The following is a 25,418-nucleotide window of genomic DNA, read 5'->3' on the forward strand; positions in this document are numbered from 1 at the left end:
TGGACGGCGCGGGGCCCCGCCCGCTGCCGGCACTTGGTGGTCATCCGTTCAGCCGCAGCTGTGAGATGGGTCCGGGGCCTGCGGTGGGGCATAGGGGCCATGCATGCCCCTTCATGTCGGACCCGCGACAGGCCGTGCCCGCCACATGGTCTCGTTCAACCGTTTCCGGGTGCGGTGAGGGGCCGTCGGCAGCGCTGACGATCCTGCACAGGCGAGGGTCGTCCTGTCCCCGATGACCTACACTAAAATTTCCATGGAAGATGATTCTAAGGAATATTAGAGATGGCTGACCTGACGCGGTTGTACCGGGAGCTGGTCTCGTTGGAGATCGAGCTGTGGAACGGCGTCGAGGGGCGATTGCGGGCGGAGTACGACCTTCCGCTGACGTCGTTCGAGGTGTTGCATCTCCTCTTGCGTCGCCCCGGGTCGCGGATCCAGGACATCGCCGAGGAGTTCTCGATCACGGTGGGCGGCACGAGCAAGGTGGTCGACCGCCTGGAGGCGGCGGGCTGGTGTGAGCGCCGCGCGAATCCGCATGACCGGCGTTCCTCGATCATCGAGCTGACGGCCGAAGGGCGGAAGCTGACGGAGGCGGCGGTGAAGGTCTTCGAGGAGGAGTTGGAGCTGCGGATCGGGAAGGTGATCCCCGAGCAGTCCGTGCGGGAGGTGACCTCGGTGCTCAGCACGCTGCGGGCAGCCGGACGCGCTCTGGACGCGGAGCGGAAGGCCGCGGGCCAGACGCCGGCGCCGGCGCCGGCGATGCGGGCGCCGAAGCAACCCAGCCGGTCGGCGGCATCGTGAAGCACGCCGCCTTCGCCAGGGCTGCGGGCGATTGGTGCGGGGCGGCGGGTGAGGATGGTTCACCCGCCGCCCCGCACCAACCGCCCGCATCCGTTTCTAGTCGGCGATGCCGTCGAAGGCGATGACTTTGTGGATGTGACCGCGGACGAGGAGGTTGCCGGGGCCGCCGTTGCGGGCGGCGTATTCTCGGCTGCGGTCTTCGCCCATGTAGCGGGCGCCGAGGAGGCCACCCCAGCGCAGCGTCTTCGCGGGGTTCTGGGAGGTCTCGGCGCGTCCTTGGAGGACGACGAACGCGTAGGGGGGCCGGTCGTCGTCGACACAGAGGGCGAAGCGTCCGTCGCGGACGAGGTTGCGGCCCTTGACGCCGTCTTTCTCGGTGGTGAGGACGATGTCGTCGCCGTCGAGGAGGAACCAGACCGGGGTGACGTGCGGGCTTCCGTCGGCCCGCACGGTCGACAGCTTGCCGGTGCGGGTGCCGTGCGTGATGAACGCACGCCACTGCTCGCTGGTCATCTTCCGCATGCGATGCCTTTCGCGCTGGTGGACAACACTGCCACGAGGCGGCTCCGACGCGCGCCCCGAGTCCGGTGTGGTCTCGGGGCGCGCGCGTGGTTCAGCGGCCCCAGAAGGCGTCTTCGGCGCCCTGGTCGCCGGAGAAGAGCCACATCTCGGTGATCTTGCCGTTGGCGATGCGCAGGAGGTCCACGCCGTCCATGGCCATGGACGCATCACCGCGGCGGCCGGTGAAGTGGATGTGGGCAGCGACCAGGTCGCCGTTGCCCATCAGCGAGTGGATCGTGTCGATGGCGAAGGTGCCCTGGCTGGCCTCCATCATGCTGCCGAGCATCTGGAAGACGGCACCCTGGCCCTTGTGCTCGCCGGAGAACTGGTTGGAGCCCGGCTGGTGCCAGACGATCTGCTCGTCGAGGAGGTCACCGAGGGCAGTCATGTTCCCGGTCTGCACGGCCTGGAAGTAGGCGCGGGCGAGGTCGAGGCTGGCAGTGGTCATCACTATCTCCTTGGGTTGGGGCGGGGTCATCGGGCGAAGTCGAGGCGATCGGCCAGGCCCGCCTCGGCGAAGGCGGCCTCGATCTTGTGGCGGCCTTCCTGGATTGCGGGGTCGGTCTTGACGATCTTGTGGTCGCCGGGCAGCGGCACGGCGTATTCGCCGGGCGGGTCGAAGGTCGGATCGGCAACGCGATGTGTGGGTCCCACGGCCATCAGGGACAGGAAGACGCAACGGGCCGACCAGAGGGTCAGCCCCCGGCGGACAACGCCATGGGGGAGGACGGGCCGTGCTCGTGGTGTCGGCTACGGGGCGGGTACGGAGAAGATGCCGAAGTGGTTGTCGGCGGTGTCCTGCAGCCGGGCGAAGGTGAAGCCCACGGAGTCGGAGACCGGCTCCATGAGGACCTTTGCGCCGAGCTCGCGGGCGCGCTCGACGGTCGCGGCGACGTCCTGGACCAGGACGTAGAAGATCGCGTAGTTGGGGAAGTCTCCCTCCGACTCCCACACGCCGCCGGCCGGCCGCCCGGCGCCCGGCGTCATGACCGAGTGGTAGCTCACGCCAGGGGTGTTGGTGTTCGGCACGTACGTCCAGTCGAAGAGCTCACCGTAGAACTCCTTGACCTTCTCCGGCTCGTCGGTGCCGAACTCGAACCAGGCAACCGAGTTGAAGACGGGAACGGTCATGACACTCACTCCTGACGGGCGGCGGCGACTTCGGGGGCGGGCGGCGACGGCAACGACGACTCGCAGACGGCAAGCCCCTGCATCCCCTACCTCAGAGAAGAAGCCGCAAGGCCCGGCCTCTGGCCAGCAAACCATTTACATTCCATGGAAGCAAGTTCCTCGGATTATTGTTCTATGGATGAGGTTCGGTCCTTCACGGCCGACCCGCAGACAGCAGAGGAACGACCCGGCGCTTCCCACGGGCGGCCGGGCCCAGAGAGAGGGAAATCCGTCATGGAGCCGGTCGAGATCGAGGCCAAGACCCTGATCCAGAAGTCGAAGACCCCGTCGAACGACTACGTCATCAACCCCTACACCGGCTGTGTACTGGGCTGCGCCTACTGCTTCGCATCCTTCGCCGGTCGCCAGTTCGGCCGATCTGTGACGGAGTGGGGCGACTACCTGTACGTGAAGGAGAACGCGGTCGAGCTGGCCCGCAAGGAGCTGGCGAAGATGCCCGAGGACAAGCGGCGGGGCACGATGCTGCTCAGCTCGGTCACCGACCCCTACCAGGGCCACGAGACGAAGTACCGGCTCACCCGCGGCATCCTGCGCGAACTGAAAGCGGTCGAATACCCGGGCCTGGTCCGCATCCTGACCAAGTCGCCCGTCGTCACCCGCGACATCGACCTCCTCACCGGCCTGCCTCGCGCCGAGGTCGGCATGACCGTGACGACCACCGACGACAAGGTGAGCCGCTGGCTGGAGGTCCGCGCCCCGCTCGCCTCCCGCCGCCTGCGCACTCTGGCCGAACTCAACGAGGCCGGCATCCACACCTACGCCTTCATCGGCCCGCTCCTGCCCCACTTCGCCACCCAGCCGGAGCTCCTCGACGACCTCTTCGGCCGGCTCGTCGACGCGGGCGTCGGTGAGGTGTTCATGGAGCACATCAACCTCAAGCGGTACATCCGCGAGCGCATGGACCAGGTCCTCGCGGACGAGCCCGAAGATGTTCGCGAGGCGTACCTCCAGGCGCAGACGAAGGAGCACCGCGCACAGCTGGACGCGATCGTGGCGGAGCTGCTGGACAAGCACGGGCTACGGCTGCGGTTCGAGGAGGTCGTCCATCACGACGACAACGACGCCCTGCGGGAGAGTCTGGCGACCTCGGCGCGACAGCGACCGTAACCGGTAGTGCAAGGTGTGCACCAATGGGCCCTCGCCTGACTCCCCGGAGGGGCTGACCCCGTGGTTGGCTGACCCCGTGGAGGGGGCGGCCCGGCCCGGACCGCTCCCTCCACGCCCGACAACCCGGCATGCCCGAGCATCCGACAAGAGGAAACGAACAGTCATGTCAGCAAGCCCCGGACCGCTCGACCCGCTCGACCCGCAGGCTCCGTCCTGGTACGGCGTCCGGTGCGTCTTCCGGCATGTCCCCCTGGGGGTCTACGAGGAGCGCATCACCCTGTGGACCGCCCGGTCACCGGACGAGGCGATCGAGCGGGCGGAGGCCGAGGCCGCCGAGTACTGCGAGGATCTCGACGGCGTCGAATCCGCGCACCTGGCCCAGTCGTTCAGCCTCTTCGGCACGCCCGGGGACGGCGCCGAGGTGTTCTCCCTCATGCGCGAGAGCACGCTGGCGCCGGGTCAGTACGTGGACCGGTTCTTCGCCACCGGCGAGGAAAGAACGGCGTGACACACCGGCTCCTGCCGGGGCCGAGCCCGGGCCCCGGCAAGGACACCCGTACCACGTCCACCCTCGTCGTGATCCCCCAGCAGTGGACACAGCACCAGGTCCACCGGGTCCAGCGGGTCGGCCGGGTCGACCGGGTCCACCGGGTCAGTCGGTTCGCCTGCTTCTGCGGTCGAGCGCGATGAAGATTAGAAAGCCTGCGCACAGGAGAACGACCGCCCCGACGAGGAACGGGGCCGGCGAATACTCCTCGGTGCACGACTGGCCGCCGGCGGACGTCCGGCACACGGTCCCCGGACCGCCCCGGTTCAGGTAAGCGAGGTAGAGCAGCGGCACGGCCGGACCGGCCGACAGCCCGACGATCGCGTTCCTGGGGCTCTTGCGCAACAGGAGACCCGCCGCGACAGCGGCCGCCGACAACAGGACGACGCCCACCGACAGCAGGGCGGCCAGTCCGGTTCCGGCACACGCCCCCACCGCGAGCCACGCCACGAACCAGCCCCAGGCGACGGCGCGCCGATCCGGTACCCCGATCCCCTCACGATCGGCCATGCCCGCCCCTTCCCCCTGTAAGACCACGACGATCGGACGCCGACCGACGACGGCGACTCCAGCATGGCAGCAGACCGCGTCCTGGGACACGGTCCCGTCAGCCGACCGGGGAAGACGGGCATCGGCACCTGAAGGCGACGGCAGAGACACGTTCCAGGCCGGCCCCGAACCCTCGCCGGGCCGAGGCACACACGGCCGGGCGTGTGGCGTGGATCACGCAGAGGGGAAAACCGGAAGTCCGGACCCGGCGTCTAGAGGGTGTGAGATCAGTCAGGAAGGCCCCGGGCGAGCTGGACGAGGAGCGTCTCGTCCACCTGGTGGCCACGGGAGACCGCGCGGCGTTCGAGGAGCTGTACCGGCGTACAGCACCGTGGATGGCGCTGCGACTGCGCCGTCGCTGTGCCGACGAGCAGATCGTCGCGGAGGTCATGCAGGAGACGTATTTGGCGGTGTGGCGCGCGGCGGGCGCGTTCGCGGGGGCCTCGGTGGGCGGGACGGCCGTCGGATGGCTGTGGACGATCGCGGCCCGCCGCCTCGTCGACGCCTTCCGGCGCAGAGCCCATCACGCCGAACCGCCGCCGGCCGCCGCGCTCGCCGACGCGGCGCCGGCCGCCGAGGAAGAGGCGCTCGCGGTCACCGTCGGCGGGGACGTCGGTGACGCGCTGCGGCGCCTGGCGCCCGAACTCAGGCAGGTACTGCAGGCCATGGTGCTCGACGGGCTGTCCGTTCGGGAGACCGCCGTCCTGCTCGGGCTGCCCGAGGGCACGGTCAAGACCCGTGCCCGCCGGGCCCGGATCGCGATGCGGAAGGCGCTGACATGAGCGTGGAGCACGCGTCGATGCGGATCATCGACGGATACGCGCGCGGCGGCACGGACCTCGCCGCCGACGAGGTGTGGGCTCTGGAGGCCCATCTGGAGGCGTGCCGGCTCTGCCGTGAGCGGCTGTCCGCCGCCGTCACGGCGCATGCGCCGGCCGTGGCGACGCTGGTCGCCGACGTGTGGTCCGGCCTCGAACCCCAACTGGCCGTCACGGCCACGATGCCGCGCGGACGGCGCTGGTCGGCGCCGCTGTCGAGGTGGCTGACGCCCGCCATGGTGCCGTGGCTGTTCATGGTCATGGCCGTGACGCTGCTCGCGCTGCTGCTCGACCTGGCCGACACCGGCTCCGACACCGGATCCGGCTCCGGCTCCGGCCAGGTGTCGCTGGTGCTGCTGTTCGCGCCGGTCCTGCCGGTGCTCGGCGTCGCCGCATCGTGGTCGCGCGGTCTGGACCCGGCCTACGAGCTGACCGCGTCGGCGCCCCGGGCCGGGCTCCAACTGGTGCTGCGGCGCACCGCGTCCGTGCTCGCCGTGGTCCTCCCCGCCCTGTTGGTGGGCGGATGGACGACGGGAGTGATGGTCGCCCAGTGGCTGCTGCCCTGTCTGGCCTTCACCTCGATGACCCTGGCGCTCGGCGGTGTCGTCGGCGTGACACGCGCCGCCACCACGCTGGCACTCGTGTGGGCCGCCGTGGTCGTGGCGCCGACCGCGGTCGCCAGCCGTACGACCTTCGCCCTCCAAACGGACGCACTGCCCGTGTGGGGGCTGATCCTCACCCTCGGCATCGGCGTCGTGATCGCCCGCAGGGGCGCGTACTCCGTGCTGGGAGCCCATCGATGACACCAGGAAGGGAACACCACATGACGTCCGCGCCGAACGCGGCCGACATCTCACCCACGGCCTACGCCTGGGAGATCCAGGCCACCGGGCTGAAAGTCAGGGTCGGCAGGAACCGGATGGCGGTCGACGGGCTCGACCTGTCGCTGGGCACCGGCGTACACGGCCTCCTCGGCCCCAACGGAGCGGGCAAGACCACCCTCATCCGGACGCTGGCCACCGTACTGCGTCCGACCGAGGGCGCCCTGGAACTGCTCGGCGACTCTGTGGCCGGCATGGGCGAGCACCGGGCGCTGCGCCGCCGGATCGGCTACCTGCCGCAGGAGTTCGGCTACTACAAACGCTTCACCGTGCGCGAGTTCGTCGAATACATGGCATGGCTGAAGGAGGTGCCCAAGGCGGACATCCCCGCAGCCGTGCAGCGCGCCGTGGAACGGGTGGGCTTGGCGGACCGCGCCGACGAAAGGATGAAAGCCCTGTCGGGCGGCATGGTGCGAAGGGCCGGCATCGCCCAGGCCATCGTCAACGACCCGTCGGTCCTGCTGCTGGACGAACCGACGGCCGGCCTCGACCCCGCACAGCGACTGCGCTTCCGCGAACTGCTGCAGGAGCTGGGCCAGGACAGCTGCGTGGTCGTCTCGACCCATTTGGTGGAGGACGTCGCCGCCGCCTGCACCGACGTGGTCCTCCTCGCCGACGGCCGGCTGGTCTTCCAGGGCACCCCCGGCGAACTCGCCGCCGCGGGCGGCCCGCAGCACGAAGGCGACAGCCCATGGGAACGCGGCTACTCGGCTCTGCTGCAGCACCCCGAGCCGACAAGGGGAGCCTGGTGAACATCCGCATCCTGCGCATCGAACTGAGACGCTCCCTCGCCCCCTGGGCCGGCGCCGTGATCCTCACGACCGCACTGGCGTTCCTGTACCCGATCGACGGCCCATGGTCGAGGGGCACCACGGCATGGACGGCCCAGTGGACGCCCCTGGCCCTGTGGACCCGCAGCCTGCTGTTCTACCTGTGGCCGCTCGCCGTCGGTCTCGGGGCGCTGCAGGGTCTGCGCGACCACCGCTCGAAGATGTCCGAGCTGCTCACCAGCACACCCAGACCCACCCGGCACCGCGCAGCCACCACGGCCGGCGCGATGACGATCACACTGGTCTCCGCCTTCGCCCTCCTCATCCTCGTGGGCGCGCTCCAGGTGCTCGGCAACACCCGGTACACACACCTCGGATGGCTGCCCGTCTCGCTGGTTGGAGCGCTCTTCCTCGTCGCCGGGGCCGTACTGGGCATGGGGGCCGGGCGGGCCCTGCCCTCCCCGCTCACCCCGCCCGCGCTGGCCATGAGCGCCTTCGCGTTCACAGCCCTCATGTACATCTCCCTGGGCCGGACGGAGACGACCACCGCAGGAGGGTTCCCGAGCACGGAGCCGAACCGGGTCTCCCTGCTGTCACCGACGGTGGAGGAGGTACGCGAAGTCTTCGTCACCCTCTCCGTCTCCGTGCACATCGGACAGACGATCTGGCTGCTCGGTATGGCAGCGACCGGCTTCGCACTGCTGGTCGCCGCGACCCCTCGCACCCGGCTGATCGCCCTGACACCCGTCCTGGCGGGCGCGGCAGCAGCCCTGCTCGTCCTCCCCTCCGACCCGCAGCGGATGTACGTCGTCGACGAGGACGCCGCGAAGCAGGTGTGCGACGGACCGGTGTGCGTGACGAAGACACACCGGGCGCGACTCGCCGAGCTGGCGGGCCCCGGCAAGAAGGCGCTGCGCCTGCTCGCCGGCACCTTGGGCGACCAGGCGCCGGTCTCGGTCCGCGAGAACACCGCCGCCCTGCCGGACGGCGCCATGCAGCAGTGGTCCCGCACGACCGTGCTCTTCGACTTCGACGACGACGTCATCGCCGCGGCCAGGGGCGACGAACTGACCCGAGCCCTGATCGCCGAGGCCATGGTGCCGGGGTGCACCCCCGTCGGCTGGAGCAGCTCGGGGCAATACGCGGACGCAGCCGCGCAGGCCGTCGCGGTGGGCTGGGTCCTCGGAGACCTCCACCCCCTTCCCGGCGCCCTCCCGGCCCACACGCCCCGCACGGTCGACGACGAGACCGGCCCGGTGTGGAAGGAACTCAAGGCGCTTCCCCGGGCCGAACAGCTCTCACGCATCAACGCGATGCGCACCGCCGCGCTCTCCTGCAAGGGCGATGCGCTCGACGTGCTGAAAGGCGGTGCGTCCCGATGAGATGGCTGATGCTGTACGCCCGTTCGCGTCAGGTACCCGCGTCGCTCGCCGCATTGGTGATCGGCACGGTAACCCTGTGGGCCCTCGCCGGCGACGACGGCCAGGGCCCCGCTGATCCGCGACTGCCCGTGCTCATCCTCGCCATGGGGGCGATGGCAGCCTCCACCGGGCTCAGCGGGCAGGACCTCCCACTGGACCGGACGGCCGCGATCCGCTGGGCGCCCCGCAGAGCGGCGCACGTGCTGCTCGCCGGCGCAGTCGTCGGTGCGGCATTTTTGACGGCGCAGACCATGGGCGAGCACCGGGCCGCCGCCGTGTTCGTCGTCCGGGACAGCGCGGGCCTGATGGGACTGGCCGCCCTGGGCGCGGCGCTCGCGGGCGGCCGGTACGCGTGGACGCTGCCGTTCGCCTGGCTGGCGGTCGCCTTTTTCGCCCCTTCCGACGCCGGTACGCCGACGCAGGTGGCGACCTGGATGCTCCTGCCGGCAGGCACGGCAGCGGCCACCTGGACGGCCCTGCTCCTCACGCTCGCCGGCACCGCGGCCTACGCCTTCGCGGGACCGAGACGTTAGCGGTCCGTGCCGACCGACGGATCGGGTAGGGCCGCGGGATCCGCCGCTGCGTATCTGCTTCCGTCGGCCGACTGCCTGAATCCCGGTTGCGCGGGCGCCGTGGCGCGCCCGTCCCGGCGGGGGCGTCCTAGATCTTGGGCCCGGGGTTCTTGGGCTGTCCCCCCATCCGGTGGTCGCTCCAGTCGATGCCGTCGTCGTGCTCCTTGCTCGACGCGAGGCCGAGGAACCCGAGAAGAGGGGCTGCGATGAGGACGGCTCCGCACAGGCTGCCGATCGCCACGTACGCCACGGCGGCGAGCACGGCCCAGAACAGGACGTCGCACACGATCCGCGCCCACAGCGGGAACGGGGCCCGCCACGCGTGGTAGCGGCGGTACATGCGCACGAACCTGCCGCGTGCGCGCCTGGATCTGCTGCTCTCCCGTCGACCTGACCCGGCCCGAGGGCCGTCGCCGTACGAACGTCCGCTTGTCTCACCCACGGGCAACCGTTCCCTCTCGACGGGTTGATGGCCGCTCAGGGCAGGCAGGGCAGGCCACGAGCGACAGGGCGACACCCTAGGGGAACGAGCCTGGCGAGCAGGGGCGTTCGTATCGAAGCAGCGGTGTTCGCAACTTTCCGGGTCACAAGGAGACGTCGACGGTCGCGGCTTTGCCCTCCCGGTCGCAGATGTGCTCAGCCGTCACGCACGGTCGGGCCCGCGGCGACCCGACCGAACCCGCGAAGTGATCTCGGCCGTTACCCTGGCGCAGGGCGTTGCCGGCGACAGGACGAGGGGGAACTCCTCGTTCCCGGGGCAGCCGAGAGTGCTGGGCGTCGCTGCCGAGGCAACGGCCGCCGTGCAATCGTCCACGGACCTTCTGCAGGGTGCTTACAGCCGGCGGGGGAGGGGAAGTGATGATCCCCATGACGAGCGTGATGCAGTACTACGGTCTCCTGTGGACCGACCCGGACGGCGCTGCGCAGGCGTCGGGCGGCAGGTACGACAAGCGGTCGGCGAAGCACCGCCGCACCGAGCTCAAAGCAGTGGGCTGCACCCGTGTCGAGATCGTGCAGGTCAGGCCGGGCGAAGTTCCCGAGCCTGCTTCCTGAGCGAAGCGGGACGAGGCCGAGCACGCGGGCGCGAAGGTCCGCAGCAACAGGTCGACGGAGGAGTCGGCGAACCGTGTCTCGCCCCGAGGAAGGCCCCGTGCCTCCAGCGCCGCCAGAACACGATCTGGCAGGAACACGGGGACGACCAGCACAACCACTCCTCCCACGACCACCAACGCTGCGTCCATCGGTCAGCGACCGCGCCTCAGTCGATCGACCCAGCGGCCTGGACCCCGCCATGACCGGCGAGAACGCGGCCGCAGCGGCCGACGATCCTCTGCTCCTGGAGGGCTGGCTTCGCCAGGCCTTCGCCCCCAGTGACCGTCAGGCGAAAGGACCGGCGCCTTGTGCTCGGTGCCCTTCGAGGGGTCTTCGCCCTTGGGACAGACCTGCCGCGGGAGGCCGTCGGTGTTCTCGTCCGAGCCTCGCCGCCACGGGCTGTGCGGGTCCGCAGAGGTGGACCGGGACGCTTGCACGGAACCTTGGCCCATGGGTGGACGTTGATCGAGTGAGCGTGCACGACCCGACGAATACCGAGGTGACATCCATGGCACTGTTCGACCGGCTCAAGGACCAGGCCAAGCAGCTGCAACAGCAGGTCCAGGGCGGCGGTCACGGCACGGCCGCAGGTCACGCCGGCCACGGCGCCACGGGTTCGCACGGCAGTTCGCGGGGCGGTTCGAAGGCCCAGCTGGTGGGCCTGCTGAAGACACAGCTCGGCTCGCTGAAGGCGGAACTGAAGAGTGGTGCGTACCGGGACGCCAGCATGGCGATGTGCGCCCTGGTCGCGGCGGCGGACGGGCATGTGGACGCCGCCGAGCGCCAGCAGATGGAGTCGATGATCCTCAGCAACGACGTGCTGCAGAACTTCCCGCCGGACCAGTTGCGCCAGCGCTTCAACCGGCATGTGGACCAGCTCACGCGCAACTTCCCGCAGGGCAGGGCCGAGGCCCTGCAAGAGATCGCCAAGGCCGCGAAGAAGCCCACCGAAGCCCGCGCGGTCGTCCAGACCGGCATCGTCATCGCCGGCGCCGACGGCCACTTCTCCCAGGCGGAGCAGGCGATCCTGCGGGAGGCCTGCGGTGCGCTGGGCCTGTCCCCGGCGGAGTTCCAGCTCTGACTGCGGCGGCCCGACAGCCGCGGCCGTAGCCATGGCACAGGCACAGGCACAGCCGGACCGTCGGCAGGACCCCGGAGTTCTCCGCAATCGCCCCTGCCTGGCTACGCGGCCGGTCCGAGCCGCCAGGGCACGGTGGGCGGCACGGGTGCTTTGCGCTAGGGGTTCCACGTTCGTGAAGGCACCGCATCCGCCCCGACGACGGATGAATGCCGGTGACGGACGGGTCCCCGCCGCGGCGGCGTCAGGTGATGCCGACGCGGCGGGGGAGGGTCCGGTCAGGAGTTGAACGGGGTGGATCCGTCGTCTGTGACGATGCGCCACAGGTGATCGGGGGTGCCTGTGTCGTCCCACTGCAGGACCGTGGCCCCGGATGCGGTGGACATGCTCTGGACGCCCAGGACCAGGCCGCTGTTCCTGTTGACGATCTTGCTGTAGCCGCCGCCGGCGTCCACCAGCGACCACAGGTGGTCGGAGGTGAGGGTGTCGCCCCACTGGAGTGCGACGGCGCCGGCCGTCTTGGAGGCGTCCTTGATGCCGAGGACCTGGCCGCTGTTGGTGTTGAAGATCTTGTAGTAGCCGTTCTCGGCGGGGACGATCTTCCACCAGTGATTGGCCGTGATGTCGGCTGTCTGCTGCTGGGCGGCGCCACCGGCGTTGATCGAGGAGCCGGAGATGCCGAGCTCCAGGTTGCTGTTCTTGTTGACGATCTTCACGGCAGGGGTCTCCGGGTACCAGGACTCCAGTTCCGTGACGCCGACGAACTTGCCCGCCTGCGGAGTGAAGAGGACTCGGAACTGGGACGTCGTGACCGTCGGGAACGTCACCTCATTGGCGTTGTTGGCGACCGGCGCGGCCGGGCTCCTGGTCTGGTTCGGGACGTCCACCCACGAGCCGTTGGCGAAATACTGGACGGTGTAGCTCGCCGGGACGCGGATGTTCGCGCCGTCGTCGTAGGTGTAGAACTTGACCTCGTTGATCTTCCGCGGCGCGCCGAAGTCGACGCCGAGGGTATCGGTGGCGTTCGGCGAGCCGGAGTTGGTCCACCGGTCGTCGGGGGTCTTGTCGTAGCGGATCCAGCCGTCGGTGGCCCGTAGCGGGGCGTCGAACGTGGTGGGCTTGCAGGTCTGTCCGCTGTGGCAGTGCGGGCCGTTGGAGACGGTGTTGGTGTAGGAGGCGAAGGCCTTCGGGAAGGGCTGTGTGATGGCCCGGCCCAGCCAGTCCTGCTCGGCGGTCAGCGGGTTGGCCGCCACGTTGACCATCCGCGGGGGCTGTGCCGGGGTGATCGGGGCGGCGACGTCGACCGTGGTGTTGGCCAGCGTCGAGGACTGGTGGATGCGCTGGCCGTCCTGGAAGACCTGGAGTCCGCTGCCCTTGCCGTAGTGGGTGCCGTCCTTGTCCCAGCGGATCGAGTAGGTGTGCCCGTGGTAGGGCAGGGACTCCACCGCGAAGTAGTCCCAGTTGGACGGGACCAGCGGCTTCAGCACCAGCGTGTTGCTCGCCTGCGGCTTGATGCCCAGTAGACCGGTGAGCACCAGATCGTTGAAACTGGAGTGATTGTAGTTCTCGCTGAAGTTGGTTCCGTCGTAGATCCACTCGCCGGTGTCACCATTGGCGGCTTCGGCGACATAGGGCTTGCCGTCCTTGTGCTGGAGGTCGGCGAACTGGGCGAGCATGGTCGCGTAGTCCTGCTTCGTGACGTAGCTCTGCGCCGGATAGTCCTGGAGCAGGTTCGCCATGCCGGTGAGGACCTGGCTCGTCTGGAAGGGCCAGCTCGGGCCGTTCCAGTGGCAGCAGTTGGCGTCGTCGTGCTTCTGCGTGGCGGGTATCGCCTGGTAGTTGAAGTACGGGTTCGCCGTGATCCGGTCGATCTCGGCGAAGCTCGTGCCCTTGGCGAACTTCAGTGTGTTGGCCCCGGCGTTCATCGGGACCTGCACGGTGACGGCCTGCGACTCCGCGAACTTGCCCCAGGTTCCGGTGGCCGGGTAGCTGACGGTGATCGGGGTGGCGGTGGCGTCGTTCACGACGAGGTTGTGGGTCGACGTGCCGCCGGTGGCGTTGGCGTAGTACACGGTCACCGGGAACGTCCCGGCGGCGGGCGCGTCCACGGTGAAGGTGACGTAGCTGTCGTCGAAGTCGATCTTCCCGATGTACTGGCCGCCCGAGGCGGTCGCCGAGTTGAACAGGTCGGCGTGGTTGCGGGTGGCCTGCTCGGCCTCGAAGTCGTGCACCCGCTCCAGGGTCGTGGGTCCGAACGCCGCCTTGAACCTCTTGGCGTCGGTCAGGTACTGCCATGCCGACGAGTACTGGGCGTCCGGCAGGTTGAACGCCCAGGGGGCGTAGCCCATCAGCTCCCGCCAGGTCGTCCTGGTCTGCTTCAGGGCGCCGTTGGTGCCGTCCGTGTTGTAGACCTGCATGAAGAACTTGCGCTGCGGGTCCCAGAGCGAGTTCTGCACGGCGCTTTTGAGCTGCGTGGCCTTGGCGTCGTAGTCGTTCGCGGTCGCCGTGTCGCCGGTCATGGTGGCGATCTTGCTGATCGCCTGGGCGGCGGCGAACATGTACGCGTTGATTGTGGGCCGGTAGCCACGGCCGCCGCTGAACCAGTTGCTGCTGTGCATCGACGTCTCGGTGTACTCGGTGGCGTCGGACAGCGGGCTCTGGTGGTAGAGGTCGCTGGTCGACTGGGTGCCGTTCACCGTGATGTCGGTGTTGAAGTCGGCGTCCCACCGCTTGTACAGGGCGATGAGGTGGGGGAGGGCCGACTTGATCTGCGCGGCGTCACCGGTCGCGAGATAGCGCTGGTAGGCGGCGCTCGTGATCCACTCGCTGAAGCTCCGCGCGCCCGAGTTGCCCGCCCCGCGCAGCCAGAAGTTCAGGTAGTCACCCGCGTAGTCGCGGTTGTGCAGCCAGCGTCCGTCCAGCAGGTGGTAGCCGGCCGCGTCCGGGAGAGCTGTGTACGGATTGTTGGCGTAGCCGATCGGCACGTCGTACTCGGTGGACACGTAACCCGTGCCCGGCACGGTGTAGCGGAGCGCCCGCTTGTAGGTGCTCCACCGGTAGTAGTAGACGTCGTCGATGTCGTTGTCGGGGGTGTCGACGAACGGGATGTTGTCCTTGTACCACTGCCGCTCGTCGAGCCCGCTGGCGGCGAGGATCGCGTCCTTGTCGAGTGCCACCGCGTTGGGGTCGTCGGCCGCCTGGGCGGGGGTGGCCCCGGGCCCTACGGCCAACAGACTCGTGGACAGCATCGAGCCGCACAGCGCGGCGATCAGGCGGTTGCTGAATCTAAGTCGGTAACGCATTGAGGTGTCCTCCATTGGGCACTCATGCGGGGTATTCAATTCGAAATGTCGAACACTGTTCGAGATTCTGAGGGGGGACCGTAATGCCGGAACTATGGGCAGGTCAAGAGGTCCGATAAGGGATTGGAAAACCTGAAGAGTAATGATGTATCGGATATCGGCGCCCTCTCTTGTGAGCGCCGGCATACCTGTCGGCGTCGGGTCAGTTGGTCAGGCGGAAGGCAGAAGGGGTGTGTGCGGTCGACCCGATGGGGCAGGGTTTGAATCCGGCCCGCCGCATCAAGGGCGGCGACCCTGTCTGTCGGGCGACGCTGAAAACGCCGACGGGTCCGGCGCGGAGGGCGCCGATGAGTGGGAACGGGATCGCCCCGCTGAGGAGGTCCCAGCGGGGCGATCGTCGGAGACGTGTCGTGGTGGTCGGCAACGTGCGGGAGGTTCCAGGAGTCCTCGCCGGCAAGGTTGAGACCGTCCTCCACGGTCCGAAGGCGCTTCAGTCACATGATCGCTCGGGCAGGTCCTAACCGACCCGCACTTCGGTGTTCTGGCCTGCGTGCATCAGCCACTTCCCGTCGTCCTGCTTGGTCATGACGTAGAGCGGAGCGCCTTCCGTGTCGCCCTCTGCCGAGTGGTAGATCTGGCGGACCTTGACGGCCGCCACGTCGGGCCGCAGGAACTGTATGTGCACCGCCTCGTAGGTGACCTCACCGTCCCAGCTCGCAGTGGGCAGCACGGCGCGGGTGAACTCGGCGATCGCGTCGAAGCCGACGAGGACCTTGCCATGGGCGGTCGTCCAGAGGGCATCGGGATGGAACAGCGCGAGGAAACCCTCCACATCCTTGGCGCGCTGGGCGCGCTCAACGGCGGCCACGACCTGTTCGATGGCTTTGATGTCTGCGGCTTCGGTGTTCATGCGGATCACTCTGGGACCTCAAGCGAACTTGAGGTCAAGTCGCCCTGCGCCTGCAAGGCGCCTACGCCGTGGCCATGGCGGGTGTTTCCACGCCGTGGCCGACCCTCCGGGTACCGGGTACCGGCGGGGGCCGTGAGGGCGACGCTCGCCCCGGCGGCCGCGAGCGAGAGGAGTGTTCTCTTCAACAAGGCTCTTCCTTTGGAGATGGGCGTCAATGAGCGGCCTGGCCGTCGAGGAGGATATGTTCGCCGACAAGTTCACGAAAGCTTGATCCGTGCTCAACTCGTCGCTCTTTTGGCTCACTTGTGCACAGCTCGGTCACTTGTTGCTCAGCACCGCCCCTGCCTCAGAAGCCGCTGCCTTACCGGGTGTGGGCTTTGATTTCCCGCTGCTCAGGCATGGATTCGGTGTTCCCGCGGGAGGCTTAGGCCGCTCTCTTCGGCGGGGGACGACAAAGAGGCGGCCGGTGGCTTCGGCGATGGGCTTGTCGGATGAGGGAGACGGCGTCGTCGTTGAACAGCTGAACGCTGCGGCCGACGGGGTGGAGGGGAGCCTCGGCCGTCCGGTCGCGGGGCCCGCTGGACGCCGGGAGGGTGGCGGGGCGTGGCGTCCGCCCCGCCGCTGCCGTGTGCTGCTGGAGGCGCCGTCATCCAGCGGCGTGCCCGGCGGCCGGGCCGGCATGGCGGTCCGGCCGGGAGAGTTCCCAGAGCTGGGCCCGGCCGCCCGCCGCATCCGGGCGGCCGTCCAGCCGCAGCTCGGCGACCTCGGCGATCCGCAGGTCCGACCAGGTCCCCACGATGCCGCCGCGATAGACCTCGACGATGCCGGCGTCCCAGAACAAACGCAGCTCTCCGTCGGCTCCGGCGAACGCCGCCAGGGTCACGGTCATCTCGGCTCCGTCCCGGGAACGCAGGACGACGCACCGTGCGTTGTCCGCTGCCGTGGCGTCGAGCACCAGCTCACCCGCGACCCTTCCCTCATCCAGGTGGACCGCGCCGGTCTCCGGCAGGGGTGTCGCGGCCCGTCGGAGTCGCGTCAGCTCGGCCGCCGGCCGGGAGCGCAGGCGGCCCTGCCGTATCGAGAGCTCGCGCGGCAGGGACATGAAACCCACCGCCGGTCCGCCGAGGCCGGCGGGGTCCTCGTGCGTACGGATCCAGCCCAACTGGATCCGGCGGCCGTCGGCGGCCCAGTAGGACTGAGGGGCGTAGAAGCGGTCGCCGACATCCGCGACGCCCCTCTCACGCACCTCGAAGCCGGCCTCCGACACGGTGCCGGTCATCCACCAGACCGCGGGCCCCTCCTCGCCGTCCTCGTGGATGACCGAGACCAGCAGCGCCCCCGTACCGTCCACGGGGAAGTAGTCCGGGCACTCCCACACCGCGCCCGGCACTTTCGCGGCGGCCCGGTCCACGAAGACGCCGTCGTAGTCCCACGCCCGCAGGTCCGCCGACGACAGGGCGAACACCGAGCCCCCGTGCTCGCGGCGCGCGCCCGCGACCAACTGCCGCCACCGGCCGGCCCCGCCGTCCTCCCCGGCCTCGTGCCACACGCTGTGATCGCGGAACTCGGTGATGTCGGCGGCGGGCGGCGCGGGGACGAGCGGGTTGGCCGGGTCCTTGACGAAGCCCGACAGCCCGTCGTCGGCGGCGTGTGCGAGGCAGGGAAGCTGGGCGTCGCCGAGGACACCGGTGTAGAGGATCGAGACGCCGCCGTCGTGGGCGACGGCGCAGCCGGAGAAGCAGGCCGTGGCGTCGTACGGCGCGGTTTCGGCCGGGCCCGGGAAGAGTGCCGTCTCGTGCTCGGTCCAGGTGAGCAGATCCGGGGAGCTGGCATGGCCCCAGTGCTGGTTGGCGAATTCCGTTCCGTCCGGATTGTACTGGTAGAAGAGGTGGTGTCGGCCCCGCCAGTGGATCAGCCCGTTGGGGTCGTTCATCCAACCCTTCGCGGGCTCGTAGTGCAGCCATGTGGGCATATCGCAGATACCTCTCATCATGATGGAACGCGCTATTGAGCAGATGGGACCGGCCCGTGCGGTGGCCGACTCTCAGGGGTGGGGCATCTCGTACTCTTGCCGCGTGTCAACCCATGAAGATCACCCACCCAGGGACAGACGGACCCGCCGGGCCGATGTCGCGCGGCTGGCCGGCGTCTCGCCGGCGACGGTCTCCTTCGTCCTCAACCGGACAGCCGGGCAGACGATCAGCGACGAGACCCGGCAGCGGGTTCTGCAGGCTGCCGCCGAACTCGACTACCGTCCCAACCGCGCCGCGCAGGGGCTGCGCCAGGGGCGCAGCGCGACCATCGGCTTCGTCAGCCATGACATCGACTTCGGCGTGTTCGCGGCCGCCGCGATCAAGGGGGCGCACGAAGCGTCGATACGCCACGGCAACCTGCTGGTCCTGGTCAACACCGGCGGCTCGAACCGCCAGGCCGCGCAACTGGTCGGCGAGCTCCTCGACCGGCAGGCCGACGCCCTGATCTTCGCCGTGGCCGGCACCAGATCGGTGACGCTCCCGGACGATGCCGCAAGGGTGCCGACGGTTCTGCTGAACTGTTTCGTCCCGGGCGACCCCCTCCCGACGATCCTGCCCGACGAGGTGCGCGGCGGACGGGAGGCCACCCAGGCGCTGCTCGATCTCGGGCACCGGGACATCGCTTACCTCACCGGTACGGCCAGCGTCTGGGCCACCAAAGCCCGGCTGCGCGGATTCCGCGAAGCACTGCGCGGTGCGGGCCTCGACCCCCGCCGGTCCGCCGTCCTGTCCGGGAACTACCACGCCGACTCCGGCTACGAACTGGCCCGCAAGCTGCTGCAGCGCAGCCCCCGGCCGACCGCGATCATGTGCGGCAACGACCGGATGGCGTTCGGTGCGCTCCTGGCACTCCTGGAGGCAGGTGTGCGGGTGCCGGAGGACATCTCGGTCATGGGCTACGACGACCAGTTCGAGCTCGCCGCCGAGATCCACCCGGCGCTGAGCACCGTACGGCTGCCGTACGACGCGATGGGCCGGCTGGCCGCCGAGCAGCTGGCCGCGGGCGGTCCTGCCCTGCAGAGCGGGCGTACCGTGGTGCACTGCCCGCTCGTGCTGCGTGCTTCCACGGCGCCGCCGGCCGGCGGGCCCGCCGGGGCCTGAGCCGGGCCGGCCCCGCGGATACAGATGGTCATCCACGGATGACTCCCTCGTAACAAGTCCTTGACGCACGAAACGGCTGGCGGCTAGCTTTCGGCCACTAACCCGAATTAGTAACCCGCCGCGGTGGCCCGGTGCAAGACCCGCCCCGGCAGACCAGGTCACCTCAGGTGCATGACGGCGGCTCCCCGACCGCCCGGCGCACCGGCCAAGGAGGAACACATGTCCACACGGAAGCTGGTTGTGGGTGTCACCGCGCTCAGCGCGCTCGCACTGCTCGCCACCGGTTGCTCGTCCGGTTCCGGCAGCAGCGCGAGCGACAAGAAGACCATCACGATCTGGACGGGCATGGACCAACCGATCATCGACGGTCTCAAGGCCAAGCTCGCCCCCGAGGCCAAGGCCCAGGGCCTCACCGTCCAGTGGCGCCGGGTGGACAACATCAACCAGCTGCTCGTGCAGAAGGTGCAGGCGGGCGACGCGCCGGACATCGCACTTCTGCCGCAACCGGGCATCATCAAGGACCTCGCGTCCAAGGGCAAGATCACCCCGCTGGACGACGTCCTCGACCTGCCCGCGCTGAGCAAGAGCATGACGGCAGGCACGCTGGACGTCGCCAAGACCAGGGGCAAGACCTACGGGCTGATGGTCAGCATGAACGTCAAGGGACTGGTCTTCTACCCGAAGAAGGCGTTCGAGTCGGCCGGCTACACCGCGCCCACCTCCCTCGACGAACTCGACACCCTCACGGCGAAGATCAAGGCCGACGGGAAAACGCCCTGGTGTCTGGGCATCGAGTCCGGCACGGCGACCGGCTGGCCCGCCACGGACTGGATGGAGAACCTGGTCCTGAAGTACGGCGGCGTCGACAAGTACAACGAGTGGGTCGCGCACAAGGTCAAGTTCGACTCGCCGCTGGTCCGCCAGGCCGCCGCCCAGTTCGAGAAGATCGCCTTCACCGACGGCAACGTGCTCGGCGGCCGCAAGTCGATCGCCAGCAACGCCTTCGGCACCGCCGGCAACGCGATGTTCAAGGACAAGCCGGGCTGTTACATGTACCAGCAGGGCAGCTTCATCACCGGCTTCTTCCCCAAGCCGGTCCAGAAGAACCTGGACTCCGAGGTCGGCGTCTTCGGTCTGCCGCCGGCCACCGCGAACGGTGGGAACCCGGTCGAGGGCGGCGGCGACACGGCCTCCATCTACCAGGACAGCCCCGCCGCCCGCAAGGTCATGAAGCTGCTGGCGGCCACCGACCTCGGCACCACGGCAGCGGGCAACGGTTCGTCCTTCATCTCCCCGCACAAGGACTTCCCGCTCTCCGCCTACCCGCTCAAGACGACCCAGTCGGTCGCCAAGGTCGCCTACGACTCCACCGGCTTCGTCTTCGACGGCTCCGACGCGATGCCCACCGCGGTCGGCACCGGCACCTTCTGGAAGGAGATGACGGCCTGGATCACCGGAGAGGAGTCGCTGGACGCCGCCCTGAAGAACATCGACGCCGGCTGGCCCGCCGGCTGACCACGCAGGGCGGGCCGCCGGCACACGCTCCCGGCGGCCCGCCGCCCCGTCCGATACTCCCGTGCTCGAGGAAGGAACCGCCGTGGCCAGCCAAGTACTCTCGACGGTGCTCACGGTGCTGGCGGGCATCGCCGCCGCCCTGGCCGTCTACTGGGTGCTCGACAAACTCGCCGAAGTCCTCCCGGGCCGCTGGGAAGACCGGATCAAGCCCTACCTCTACATCGCGCCGGCCATCGCGGCGATCGGCGTCTACCTGGTCTACCCCACGGTCGTCACCGTCGTCGACAGCCTCAAGGGCAGCGACGGCACCAGCTTCGTCGGACTGGACAACTTCACCAGCCTCCTCGGCACACCGGCCTTCCGGCAGACCCTCCTCAACTCGCTGCTGTGGATAGCCCTGGTCCCCGCCGCGTGCATCGCGGTGGGCCTGCTCGTCGCCGTGCTCGCCGACCGCCTCTCCTCCTCCGCGGAGAAGGCGGCCAAGACCATCGTCTTCCTGCCCATGGCCATCAGCGCCGTCGGCTCCGCGACGGTGTGGCGCTTCATGTACGCCGCCCAGCCCGCCGGCACCGAGCAGACCGGTCTGCTCAACGGCGTCGTCACCGCCTTCGGCCATGACCCCGTCCCCTGGCTCCAGCAGAGCACCGCGCACGCCAACAGCATGCTGCTCATGATCATGCTGCTGTGGGGACAGGCGGGCTTCTCCATGGTCCTGCTGTCCGCCGCCATCAAGGGCGTCCCCATGGAGACCCTGGAGGCGGCCCGCCTGGACGGCGCGGGCGAGGGCCGGATCTTCTGGCGGATCATCATCCCGCAGATCCGCGGCACGATCATCACCGTCTTCGTCACGGTCCTCATCACCGTGATGAAGGTCTTCGACGTCGTGTACGTGATGACCAACGGGTCGTTCAACACCAACGTCGTGGGCCTGGAGTTCTTCAACCAGCTCTACACCAACTACAACTACGGCTACGCGTCGGCGATCGTCGTCATGCTGCTCATCGCCATCGTGCCGATCATGATCTACCAGATTCGCCAGTTCAGGGCGGAGGAGTCGGCATGAGCACCCAGACAACGCAGACAACGCAGAAGGTCTCCGCCCCGGCGCGGCCGCGCCGTGCCCGGACACCCCGCGGCAGGAACGCAGGGCGCAGACTGCCCACCAAGCTGAGTATGCTCCTGGTGTGCGCCCTGTGGACGGTGCCCACCCTCGGGGTGGTCGTCACGTCCTTCCGCAGTGTCGACGACGCCAACTCCAGCGGCTGGTGGACCCTGCTGGCCCACCCCGGCGGCTTCACCCACCTGACCACCGGAAACTACTCCAAGGCCATCGAACAGGCCGACCTGGGCACGGCCTTCCTCAACAGCATGGCCATCACCCTCCCGGCGGTGTTCCTGCCGCTGCTCATCGCCGCCTTCGCCGCCTACGCCTTCACCTTCATGACGTTCAAGGGCCGCGACACCCTCTTCATCGTCATCGTGAGCCTGCTCGTCGTACCGAACTACGTCGCGTTCGTCCCGATCATCAAGCTGTACGCCTCCATGCACCTCAACGGCACCTTCCCGGCCGCCTGGCTCGCGCACATCGGGTTCGGCATGTCGCTCGCGGTGTACCTGCTGCGCAACTACATGGCGACCCTCCCCAGGGACGTCATCGAGTCCGCCAAGATCGACGGCGCGAGCCACTTCCAGACCTTCTACCGGCTGATCCTGCCGATGTCGGCCCCCGCGCTGGCCTCCTTCGCGATCTTCCAGTTCCTCTGGGTGTGGAACGACCTCCTGGTCGCCCTGGTCTTCGTGGGCCCCGGCGACAAGCAGCCGGTCACCATCGCGGTCAGCAACCTGCTGAACCAGCAGGGCACCGGCTGGGAACTCGTCACGGCAGCCGGGTTGTTCTCCGTCCTCGTCCCGCTCGCGGTCTTCCTGTTCCTGCAGCGGTACTTCGTCCGCGGCCTGACCAGCGGCGCCGTCAAGGGCTGACCGGAGCCGCGAGGCTCTCACCGGCGACACCCCTCACCTGCACACCGAACAGTCAGGAACCCGGCACAACGTGAGCACAGCACCCGACCGCTGGTGGCGTTCCGCCGTGATCTACCAGGTCTACATACGCAGCTTCGCCGACGGGAACGGCGACGGCACCGGGGACCTCTCCGGCCTCCGCTCCCGCCTGCCCTACCTGGCCGACCTCGGCGTCGACGCGATCTGGATCAACCCCTGGTACCCGTCCCCGCTGGCCGACGGCGGCTACGACGTCGCCGACTACCGTGACATCCACCCCGCCTACGGCACCCTCGACCAGGCCCGGCAGGCCATCGCCGAGGCCCACGCGCTCGGCCTGCGCGTCATCCTCGACATCGTCCCCAACCACACCTCCGACCAGCACACCTGGTTCAAGCAGGCGCTCGCCGCCGGCCCCGGCTCCCTCGAGCGGGACAGGTACGTCTTCCGCGACGGCAGGGGCGAAGACGGATCCGAACCCCCCAACGACTGGCACGCGGCCTTCGGCGGACCCACCTGGACCCGCACCGGCGACGGCCAGTGGTACCTGCACCTGTTCGCCCCCGAACAGCCCGACCTGAACTGGGACAACCTCGAGGTCCGCGCCGAGTTCGAGTCGATCCTGCGCTTCTGGTTCGACCTCGGCGTCGACGGATTCCGCATCGACGTCGCCCACGGCATGGCCAAGGATCCCGCACTCCCCGACCTCGGCCTGCCGGAGTTCTCCGTCATCGCCCACGAGGACCGGCCGAACCACCCGCACTGGGACCGTGACGGCGTCCACGACATCTTCCGCGACTGGCGCGCCGTCGCCGACAGCTACCCCGACCCCCGCGTCTTCGTCGCCGAGGCCCACGTTCGCCCCGGACGCCTGGCACGCTACCTCCGCCCGGGCGAACTCCACACGGCCTTCAACTTCGACTTCCTCAAATGCCCTCTGCAGGCCGACGAGTTGCGCAGGGTCATCGACCGCACTGTCACCGACCTCGCGGACGTCGGCGCCCCCGCCACCTGGGTCCTGTCCAACCACGACGAGACCCGGCACGTCACCCGCTACGGCCGCGCCCACACCGGTGTGAGCGCCCCGCTGCGCGCCCACACCCAGCCCTGCGACCTGGACCTGGGCACCCGCCGCGCCCGCGCCGCGGCCCTGCTCATGCTGGCCCTGCCCGGCGGCGCCTACATCTACCAGGGCGAGGAACTCGGCCTGGCCGAAGTCGAAGACCTCCCCGACAACGTCCTCCAGGACCCCACCTGGGAACGCTCCGGCCGCACGGCCCGCGGCCGCGACGGCTGCCGCGTTCCCCTGCCCTGGAGCGGCGACACCGCACCCTTCGGGTTCGGCCCGCCCGGTTCCACCCCCTGGCTCCCGCAGCCCGAGAACTGGAAGTCATACACCGCCGAAGCCAACCAGGCCGACCCCGCCTCCATGCTCCACCTCTACCGGGACGCCTTGCGCCTGCGCCGCACCACCCCGGCCCTGCGCGGCGAGGACTTCCGCTGGCTCGACAGCCCCCACGGCACCCTCCTCTTCGAACGCGGCCACGGACTGCTGTGCGCCGTCAACCTCTCCCACCGGCCCATGGCTCTCCCCGAAGCCCACGACCTGCTCCTCGCTTCCGGGCCCCTGGGCCACGACGGACTGCTGCCGCCGGACACCACGGTCTGGCTGCGCACCGCCTGAATCCACCAGGGCCTGTCCGGTCTCCTCCCCGCCCGACCGGACAGGCCCTGGTCCGTCGACCGAGTCGGTCTTCCTTCGGGCGGCTGTGACGGGACAGTGGCCGGCGGAATCATCCTGCCCGGCCGCACTGTTCGTTCCTGCGGTTACCTCCGGTGCACCCCCCGATCGCCGACAGCTGCCTCCACCGGCTCAGGCGACAACGTCGCGGCTCACTTCGCTGCGCAGTTGAGCGTCCCCGATCAGTTACCGCAGGAACGCGCCGGCGCAGTCGACGGCGGTCGCCAGTCCCTCGTCCGAGCGCGTGTCGTACCGGCGGGTGGACATCAGCTCCGGCAGCGCGGTCTTGTCGGCCACGAACCGCACGCAGACGCGGTGGAGTAGGGCCAGGCGCTTCTGGAGGCGCAGACCGGGTCGTCGGCCACATTTGTTGCGCTGCCGGCCTTGGAGGGAGCAGGGGCGGGAGTGATCGCCCGCCACCGCATGGTCGGCTCAGGCGGTGTCAAGCCGACTCGGAGAAGACCGGGACGACAGGCGTCGCGGGCGTCGAATGGATTCGCACGTACGTCTCCGACTACGCCTCCGTCGAGGCCCTCGCCGAGCACGTGCGCACGATCTACGGCGGCAAGACGGCTTCTTTTGGGCGGCGTTCTCCGGGGCGCTGCTTGAACATCGTGTCCCACGCGGACGTTTGTGCAGTTGACGGGTGTCCCTGACACGGACCAATACGAGGCCTTGAAGATCGCTTCCCAGTTCTCAAGTGTTCGTTTCCCGGCAGGCCGGGTTCAGTCCCACCAGAATTCCCAGGAGTGGGTGTCGATGAGGCGCTCGGCATACGCCGCCAGCGTCTGGGGGCGGCAACCCTGCCAGATGTTGTCGGGTCAAAAGGCGAAGTGTTCGGCGGCGACCGATGTCCAGAACGACCCACGCGGTACTCGGGTGGAGCGAACTACCGCCCGTACGCCACCGCATCCACCCCCGCCCGTCCCCGACCCGGCCGGCCGGCGTCTGCGGGCGGGCCACCCCCGACGGCTGCGCCCGCGCCATACGCCCCCGGTGCGCGGCACCACTGGGCCAACTGTTCCGGCGCCACCCCGACCCGTGACTACACCGTTCAGGACGCCCTTCGCGCTTTGAGCCTGCTCAACCCCCACATCGGCTCCGAGTGTCAGTGGTCGCTGAGCGTAACCGTTCGAGCGCAAGCAGAATATTCCTTGACGCGAATATTCTTTCTAGAGAATACTTCATCCTATGGACGCACTACTCTCCGCGCTGGCCGACCCGGCCCGCTGGCGGTTCGTGGCACTGCTGGCGGACCGGCCCCGCTCGGTCGGGGTTCTGGCCCAGCTCGCCGGGGCGCGGCAGCCGCAGACGACCAAGCATCTGCAGGCCCTTGAGCGTGCCGGTGTCGTGACCTCCCGGCGCACCGGCCAGCGCCGCGTCTACGCCCTCCAGCCCGGTCCTCTGCGAGACCTCGCCACAGTCCTCAA

26 protein-coding genes are annotated in these 25,418 nt (G+C 69.2%); 16 read left to right on the plus strand and 10 right to left on the minus strand.

What is annotated here, in order from left to right; all coding sequences use genetic code 11:
• The first annotated feature begins 282 nt into the window (after nucleotides 1–282).
• Entirely contained in the window at nucleotides 283–801 is a 519-nt protein-coding gene (locus ACH4ZA_RS32500) for a MarR family winged helix-turn-helix transcriptional regulator (RefSeq protein ID WP_398432830.1), read from the plus strand.
• A gap of 96 nt (nucleotides 802–897) precedes the next feature.
• Here ACH4ZA_RS32500 and ACH4ZA_RS32505 read toward each other — a convergent pair whose 3' ends face one another.
• The 4 genes from ACH4ZA_RS32505 to ACH4ZA_RS32520 form a co-directional block, all read right to left on the minus strand.
• Nucleotides 898–1,323 (minus strand): PPOX class F420-dependent oxidoreductase, encoded by a 426-nt coding sequence (locus ACH4ZA_RS32505; protein ID WP_398432831.1) that lies wholly within the window; start codon nucleotides 1,321–1,323, stop codon nucleotides 898–900.
• Between the two features lie 91 nt (nucleotides 1,324–1,414).
• Nucleotides 1,415–1,810 carry a nuclear transport factor 2 family protein gene (locus ACH4ZA_RS32510; RefSeq protein ID WP_398432832.1) on the minus strand — a complete coding sequence of 132 codons (396 nt, stop codon included), beginning with the start codon at nucleotides 1,808–1,810 and terminating at the stop codon, nucleotides 1,415–1,417.
• Nucleotides 1,811–1,836: 26 nt separating this feature from the next.
• Nucleotides 1,837–2,022, minus strand: coding sequence for a hypothetical protein (locus ACH4ZA_RS32515; protein WP_398432833.1), 186 nt, complete (start codon nucleotides 2,020–2,022; stop codon nucleotides 1,837–1,839).
• 90 nt (nucleotides 2,023–2,112) lie between these two features.
• Nucleotides 2,113–2,493 (minus strand): VOC family protein, encoded by a 381-nt coding sequence (locus tag ACH4ZA_RS32520; RefSeq protein WP_398432834.1) that lies wholly within the window; start codon nucleotides 2,491–2,493, stop codon nucleotides 2,113–2,115.
• A gap of 273 nt (nucleotides 2,494–2,766) precedes the next feature.
• Here ACH4ZA_RS32520 and ACH4ZA_RS32525 point away from each other — a divergent pair, with 273 nt between their 5' ends.
• Together ACH4ZA_RS32525 and ACH4ZA_RS32530 are read left to right on the plus strand one after the other, a co-directional pair.
• Nucleotides 2,767–3,660, plus strand: a complete 894-nt coding sequence (locus ACH4ZA_RS32525) for an SPL family radical SAM protein (RefSeq protein ID WP_398432835.1) — start codon at nucleotides 2,767–2,769, stop codon at nucleotides 3,658–3,660.
• 163 nt (nucleotides 3,661–3,823) lie between these two features.
• Nucleotides 3,824–4,168 (plus strand): hypothetical protein, encoded by a 345-nt coding sequence (locus ACH4ZA_RS32530; protein WP_398432836.1) that lies wholly within the window; start codon nucleotides 3,824–3,826, stop codon nucleotides 4,166–4,168.
• Between the two features lie 144 nt (nucleotides 4,169–4,312).
• Here ACH4ZA_RS32530 and ACH4ZA_RS32535 read toward each other — a convergent pair whose 3' ends face one another.
• The gene (locus ACH4ZA_RS32535) at nucleotides 4,313–4,717 is read right to left on the minus strand and encodes a hypothetical protein (RefSeq protein ID WP_398432837.1); all 405 of its coding nucleotides are present in this window, start codon (nucleotides 4,715–4,717) and stop codon (nucleotides 4,313–4,315) included.
• A gap of 260 nt (nucleotides 4,718–4,977) precedes the next feature.
• Between ACH4ZA_RS32535 and ACH4ZA_RS32540 the strand changes: the two genes are divergently transcribed.
• From ACH4ZA_RS32540 to ACH4ZA_RS32560, 5 genes are read left to right on the plus strand one after another with little or no spacing between them, the layout of a single operon-like run.
• Complete coding sequence (locus ACH4ZA_RS32540) at nucleotides 4,978–5,538, plus strand: RNA polymerase sigma factor (RefSeq protein WP_398432838.1); 561 nt, start codon at nucleotides 4,978–4,980, stop codon at nucleotides 5,536–5,538.
• Complete coding sequence (locus ACH4ZA_RS32545) at nucleotides 5,535–6,377, plus strand: zf-HC2 domain-containing protein (protein WP_398432839.1); 843 nt, start codon at nucleotides 5,535–5,537, stop codon at nucleotides 6,375–6,377. Before ACH4ZA_RS32540 ends, ACH4ZA_RS32545 begins: the two co-directional genes overlap by 4 nt.
• A complete protein-coding gene (locus tag ACH4ZA_RS32550; protein WP_398432840.1) occupies nucleotides 6,374–7,207 on the plus strand; it encodes an ABC transporter ATP-binding protein in 834 nt (277 codons plus the stop codon). Before ACH4ZA_RS32545 ends, ACH4ZA_RS32550 begins: the two co-directional genes overlap by 4 nt.
• Nucleotides 7,204–8,607: a hypothetical protein gene (locus ACH4ZA_RS32555; protein WP_398432841.1), complete on the plus strand. Its 1,404-nt coding sequence runs from the start codon at nucleotides 7,204–7,206 to the stop codon at nucleotides 8,605–8,607. The genes ACH4ZA_RS32550 and ACH4ZA_RS32555 overlap by 4 nt, the downstream gene beginning before the upstream one ends.
• Nucleotides 8,604–9,179, plus strand: a complete 576-nt coding sequence (locus ACH4ZA_RS32560; RefSeq protein WP_398432842.1) for a hypothetical protein — start codon at nucleotides 8,604–8,606, stop codon at nucleotides 9,177–9,179. The genes ACH4ZA_RS32555 and ACH4ZA_RS32560 overlap by 4 nt, the downstream gene beginning before the upstream one ends.
• Nucleotides 9,180–9,306: 127 nt before the next feature.
• Here the strand turns inward: ACH4ZA_RS32560 and ACH4ZA_RS32565 are convergent, their stop codons facing one another.
• Complete coding sequence (locus ACH4ZA_RS32565; protein WP_398432843.1) at nucleotides 9,307–9,558, minus strand: hypothetical protein; 252 nt, start codon at nucleotides 9,556–9,558, stop codon at nucleotides 9,307–9,309.
• A 518-nt stretch (nucleotides 9,559–10,076) separates the two neighbouring features.
• Here ACH4ZA_RS32565 and ACH4ZA_RS32570 point away from each other — a divergent pair.
• On the plus strand, nucleotides 10,077–10,271 hold the full coding sequence (locus ACH4ZA_RS32570) for a hypothetical protein (protein ID WP_398432844.1): 195 nt from the start codon (nucleotides 10,077–10,079) through the stop codon (nucleotides 10,269–10,271).
• 547 nt (nucleotides 10,272–10,818) lie between these two features.
• A complete protein-coding gene (locus ACH4ZA_RS32575; RefSeq protein ID WP_398432845.1) occupies nucleotides 10,819–11,391 on the plus strand; it encodes a tellurite resistance TerB family protein in 573 nt (190 codons plus the stop codon).
• A 275-nt stretch (nucleotides 11,392–11,666) separates the two neighbouring features.
• Here ACH4ZA_RS32575 and ACH4ZA_RS32580 read toward each other — a convergent pair whose 3' ends face one another.
• The 3 genes from ACH4ZA_RS32580 to ACH4ZA_RS32590 form a co-directional block, all read right to left on the minus strand.
• A complete protein-coding gene (locus ACH4ZA_RS32580) occupies nucleotides 11,667–14,705 on the minus strand; it encodes an MGH1-like glycoside hydrolase domain-containing protein (protein WP_398432846.1) in 3,039 nt (1,012 codons plus the stop codon).
• Nucleotides 14,706–15,207: 502 nt separating this feature from the next.
• Complete coding sequence (locus ACH4ZA_RS32585; RefSeq protein ID WP_398432847.1) at nucleotides 15,208–15,600, minus strand: SgcJ/EcaC family oxidoreductase; 393 nt, start codon at nucleotides 15,598–15,600, stop codon at nucleotides 15,208–15,210.
• A 646-nt stretch (nucleotides 15,601–16,246) separates the two neighbouring features.
• A complete protein-coding gene (locus ACH4ZA_RS32590) occupies nucleotides 16,247–17,572 on the minus strand; it encodes a glycoside hydrolase family 32 protein (RefSeq protein ID WP_398432848.1) in 1,326 nt (441 codons plus the stop codon).
• A gap of 103 nt (nucleotides 17,573–17,675) precedes the next feature.
• On the opposite strand from ACH4ZA_RS32590, the gene ACH4ZA_RS32595 reads away from it, so the two are divergent.
• The 5 genes from ACH4ZA_RS32595 (at nucleotide 17,676) to ACH4ZA_RS32615 (ending at nucleotide 23,931) form a co-directional block, all read left to right on the plus strand.
• Nucleotides 17,676–18,734, plus strand: coding sequence for a LacI family DNA-binding transcriptional regulator (locus tag ACH4ZA_RS32595; protein WP_398432849.1), 1,059 nt, complete (start codon nucleotides 17,676–17,678; stop codon nucleotides 18,732–18,734).
• 219 nt (nucleotides 18,735–18,953) lie between these two features.
• A complete protein-coding gene (locus tag ACH4ZA_RS32600) occupies nucleotides 18,954–20,249 on the plus strand; it encodes an ABC transporter substrate-binding protein (RefSeq protein ID WP_398432850.1) in 1,296 nt (431 codons plus the stop codon).
• Between the two features lie 82 nt (nucleotides 20,250–20,331).
• Complete coding sequence (locus ACH4ZA_RS32605; protein ID WP_398432851.1) at nucleotides 20,332–21,312, plus strand: carbohydrate ABC transporter permease; 981 nt, start codon at nucleotides 20,332–20,334, stop codon at nucleotides 21,310–21,312.
• Nucleotides 21,309–22,229 carry a carbohydrate ABC transporter permease gene (locus ACH4ZA_RS32610; protein ID WP_398432852.1) on the plus strand — a complete coding sequence of 307 codons (921 nt, stop codon included), beginning with the start codon at nucleotides 21,309–21,311 and terminating at the stop codon, nucleotides 22,227–22,229. The genes ACH4ZA_RS32605 and ACH4ZA_RS32610 overlap by 4 nt, the downstream gene beginning before the upstream one ends.
• Before the next feature lie 70 nt (nucleotides 22,230–22,299).
• The gene (locus tag ACH4ZA_RS32615; protein ID WP_398432853.1) at nucleotides 22,300–23,931 is read left to right on the plus strand and encodes a glycoside hydrolase family 13 protein; all 1,632 of its coding nucleotides are present in this window, start codon (nucleotides 22,300–22,302) and stop codon (nucleotides 23,929–23,931) included.
• Nucleotides 23,932–24,713: 782 nt separating this feature from the next.
• On the opposite strand, the gene ACH4ZA_RS32620 is transcribed toward ACH4ZA_RS32615, so the two are convergent.
• A complete protein-coding gene (locus ACH4ZA_RS32620; protein WP_398432860.1) occupies nucleotides 24,714–24,800 on the minus strand; it encodes a hypothetical protein in 87 nt (28 codons plus the stop codon).
• Between the two features lie 379 nt (nucleotides 24,801–25,179).
• On the opposite strand from ACH4ZA_RS32620, the gene ACH4ZA_RS32625 reads away from it, so the two are divergent.
• Nucleotides 25,180–25,418 (plus strand): ArsR/SmtB family transcription factor (locus ACH4ZA_RS32625; RefSeq protein WP_398432854.1); only part of this gene is annotated, 239 nt, incomplete at its 3' end.

This window comes from Streptomyces sp. NPDC020597, from assembly GCF_044335095.1.
Classification (GTDB): Bacteria; Actinomycetota; Actinomycetes; order Streptomycetales; family Streptomycetaceae; genus Streptomyces.

What these genes read in the sequence shown, in the direction of transcription:
- ACH4ZA_RS32500 (WP_398432830.1), top strand. Translation starts at nt 283, where the DNA reads ATGGCTGACCTGACGCGGTTGTACCGGGAGCTGGTCTCGTTGGAGATC.
- ACH4ZA_RS32505 (WP_398432831.1), bottom strand. Translation starts at nt 1,323, where the DNA reads ATGCGGAAGATGACCAGCGAGCAGTGGCGTGCGTTCATCACGCACGGC.
- ACH4ZA_RS32510 (WP_398432832.1), bottom strand. Translation starts at nt 1,810, where the DNA reads ATGACCACTGCCAGCCTCGACCTCGCCCGCGCCTACTTCCAGGCCGTG.
- ACH4ZA_RS32515 (WP_398432833.1), bottom strand. Translation starts at nt 2,022, where the DNA reads ATGGCCGTGGGACCCACACATCGCGTTGCCGATCCGACCTTCGACCCG.
- ACH4ZA_RS32520 (WP_398432834.1), bottom strand. Translation starts at nt 2,493, where the DNA reads ATGACCGTTCCCGTCTTCAACTCGGTTGCCTGGTTCGAGTTCGGCACC.
- ACH4ZA_RS32525 (WP_398432835.1), top strand. Translation starts at nt 2,767, where the DNA reads ATGGAGCCGGTCGAGATCGAGGCCAAGACCCTGATCCAGAAGTCGAAG.
- ACH4ZA_RS32530 (WP_398432836.1), top strand. Translation starts at nt 3,824, where the DNA reads ATGTCAGCAAGCCCCGGACCGCTCGACCCGCTCGACCCGCAGGCTCCG.
- ACH4ZA_RS32535 (WP_398432837.1), bottom strand. Translation starts at nt 4,717, where the DNA reads ATGGCCGATCGTGAGGGGATCGGGGTACCGGATCGGCGCGCCGTCGCC.
- ACH4ZA_RS32545 (WP_398432839.1), top strand. Translation starts at nt 5,535, where the DNA reads ATGAGCGTGGAGCACGCGTCGATGCGGATCATCGACGGATACGCGCGC.
- ACH4ZA_RS32550 (WP_398432840.1), top strand. Translation starts at nt 6,374, where the DNA reads ATGACACCAGGAAGGGAACACCACATGACGTCCGCGCCGAACGCGGCC.
- ACH4ZA_RS32560 (WP_398432842.1), top strand. Translation starts at nt 8,604, where the DNA reads ATGAGATGGCTGATGCTGTACGCCCGTTCGCGTCAGGTACCCGCGTCG.
- ACH4ZA_RS32565 (WP_398432843.1), bottom strand. Translation starts at nt 9,558, where the DNA reads ATGTACCGCCGCTACCACGCGTGGCGGGCCCCGTTCCCGCTGTGGGCG.
- ACH4ZA_RS32570 (WP_398432844.1), top strand. Translation starts at nt 10,077, where the DNA reads ATGATCCCCATGACGAGCGTGATGCAGTACTACGGTCTCCTGTGGACC.
- ACH4ZA_RS32575 (WP_398432845.1), top strand. Translation starts at nt 10,819, where the DNA reads ATGGCACTGTTCGACCGGCTCAAGGACCAGGCCAAGCAGCTGCAACAG.
- ACH4ZA_RS32580 (WP_398432846.1), bottom strand. Translation starts at nt 14,705, where the DNA reads ATGGAGGACACCTCAATGCGTTACCGACTTAGATTCAGCAACCGCCTG.
- ACH4ZA_RS32585 (WP_398432847.1), bottom strand. Translation starts at nt 15,600, where the DNA reads ATGAACACCGAAGCCGCAGACATCAAAGCCATCGAACAGGTCGTGGCC.
- ACH4ZA_RS32590 (WP_398432848.1), bottom strand. Translation starts at nt 17,572, where the DNA reads ATGCCCACATGGCTGCACTACGAGCCCGCGAAGGGTTGGATGAACGAC.
- ACH4ZA_RS32600 (WP_398432850.1), top strand. Translation starts at nt 18,954, where the DNA reads ATGTCCACACGGAAGCTGGTTGTGGGTGTCACCGCGCTCAGCGCGCTC.
- ACH4ZA_RS32610 (WP_398432852.1), top strand. Translation starts at nt 21,309, where the DNA reads ATGAGCACCCAGACAACGCAGACAACGCAGAAGGTCTCCGCCCCGGCG.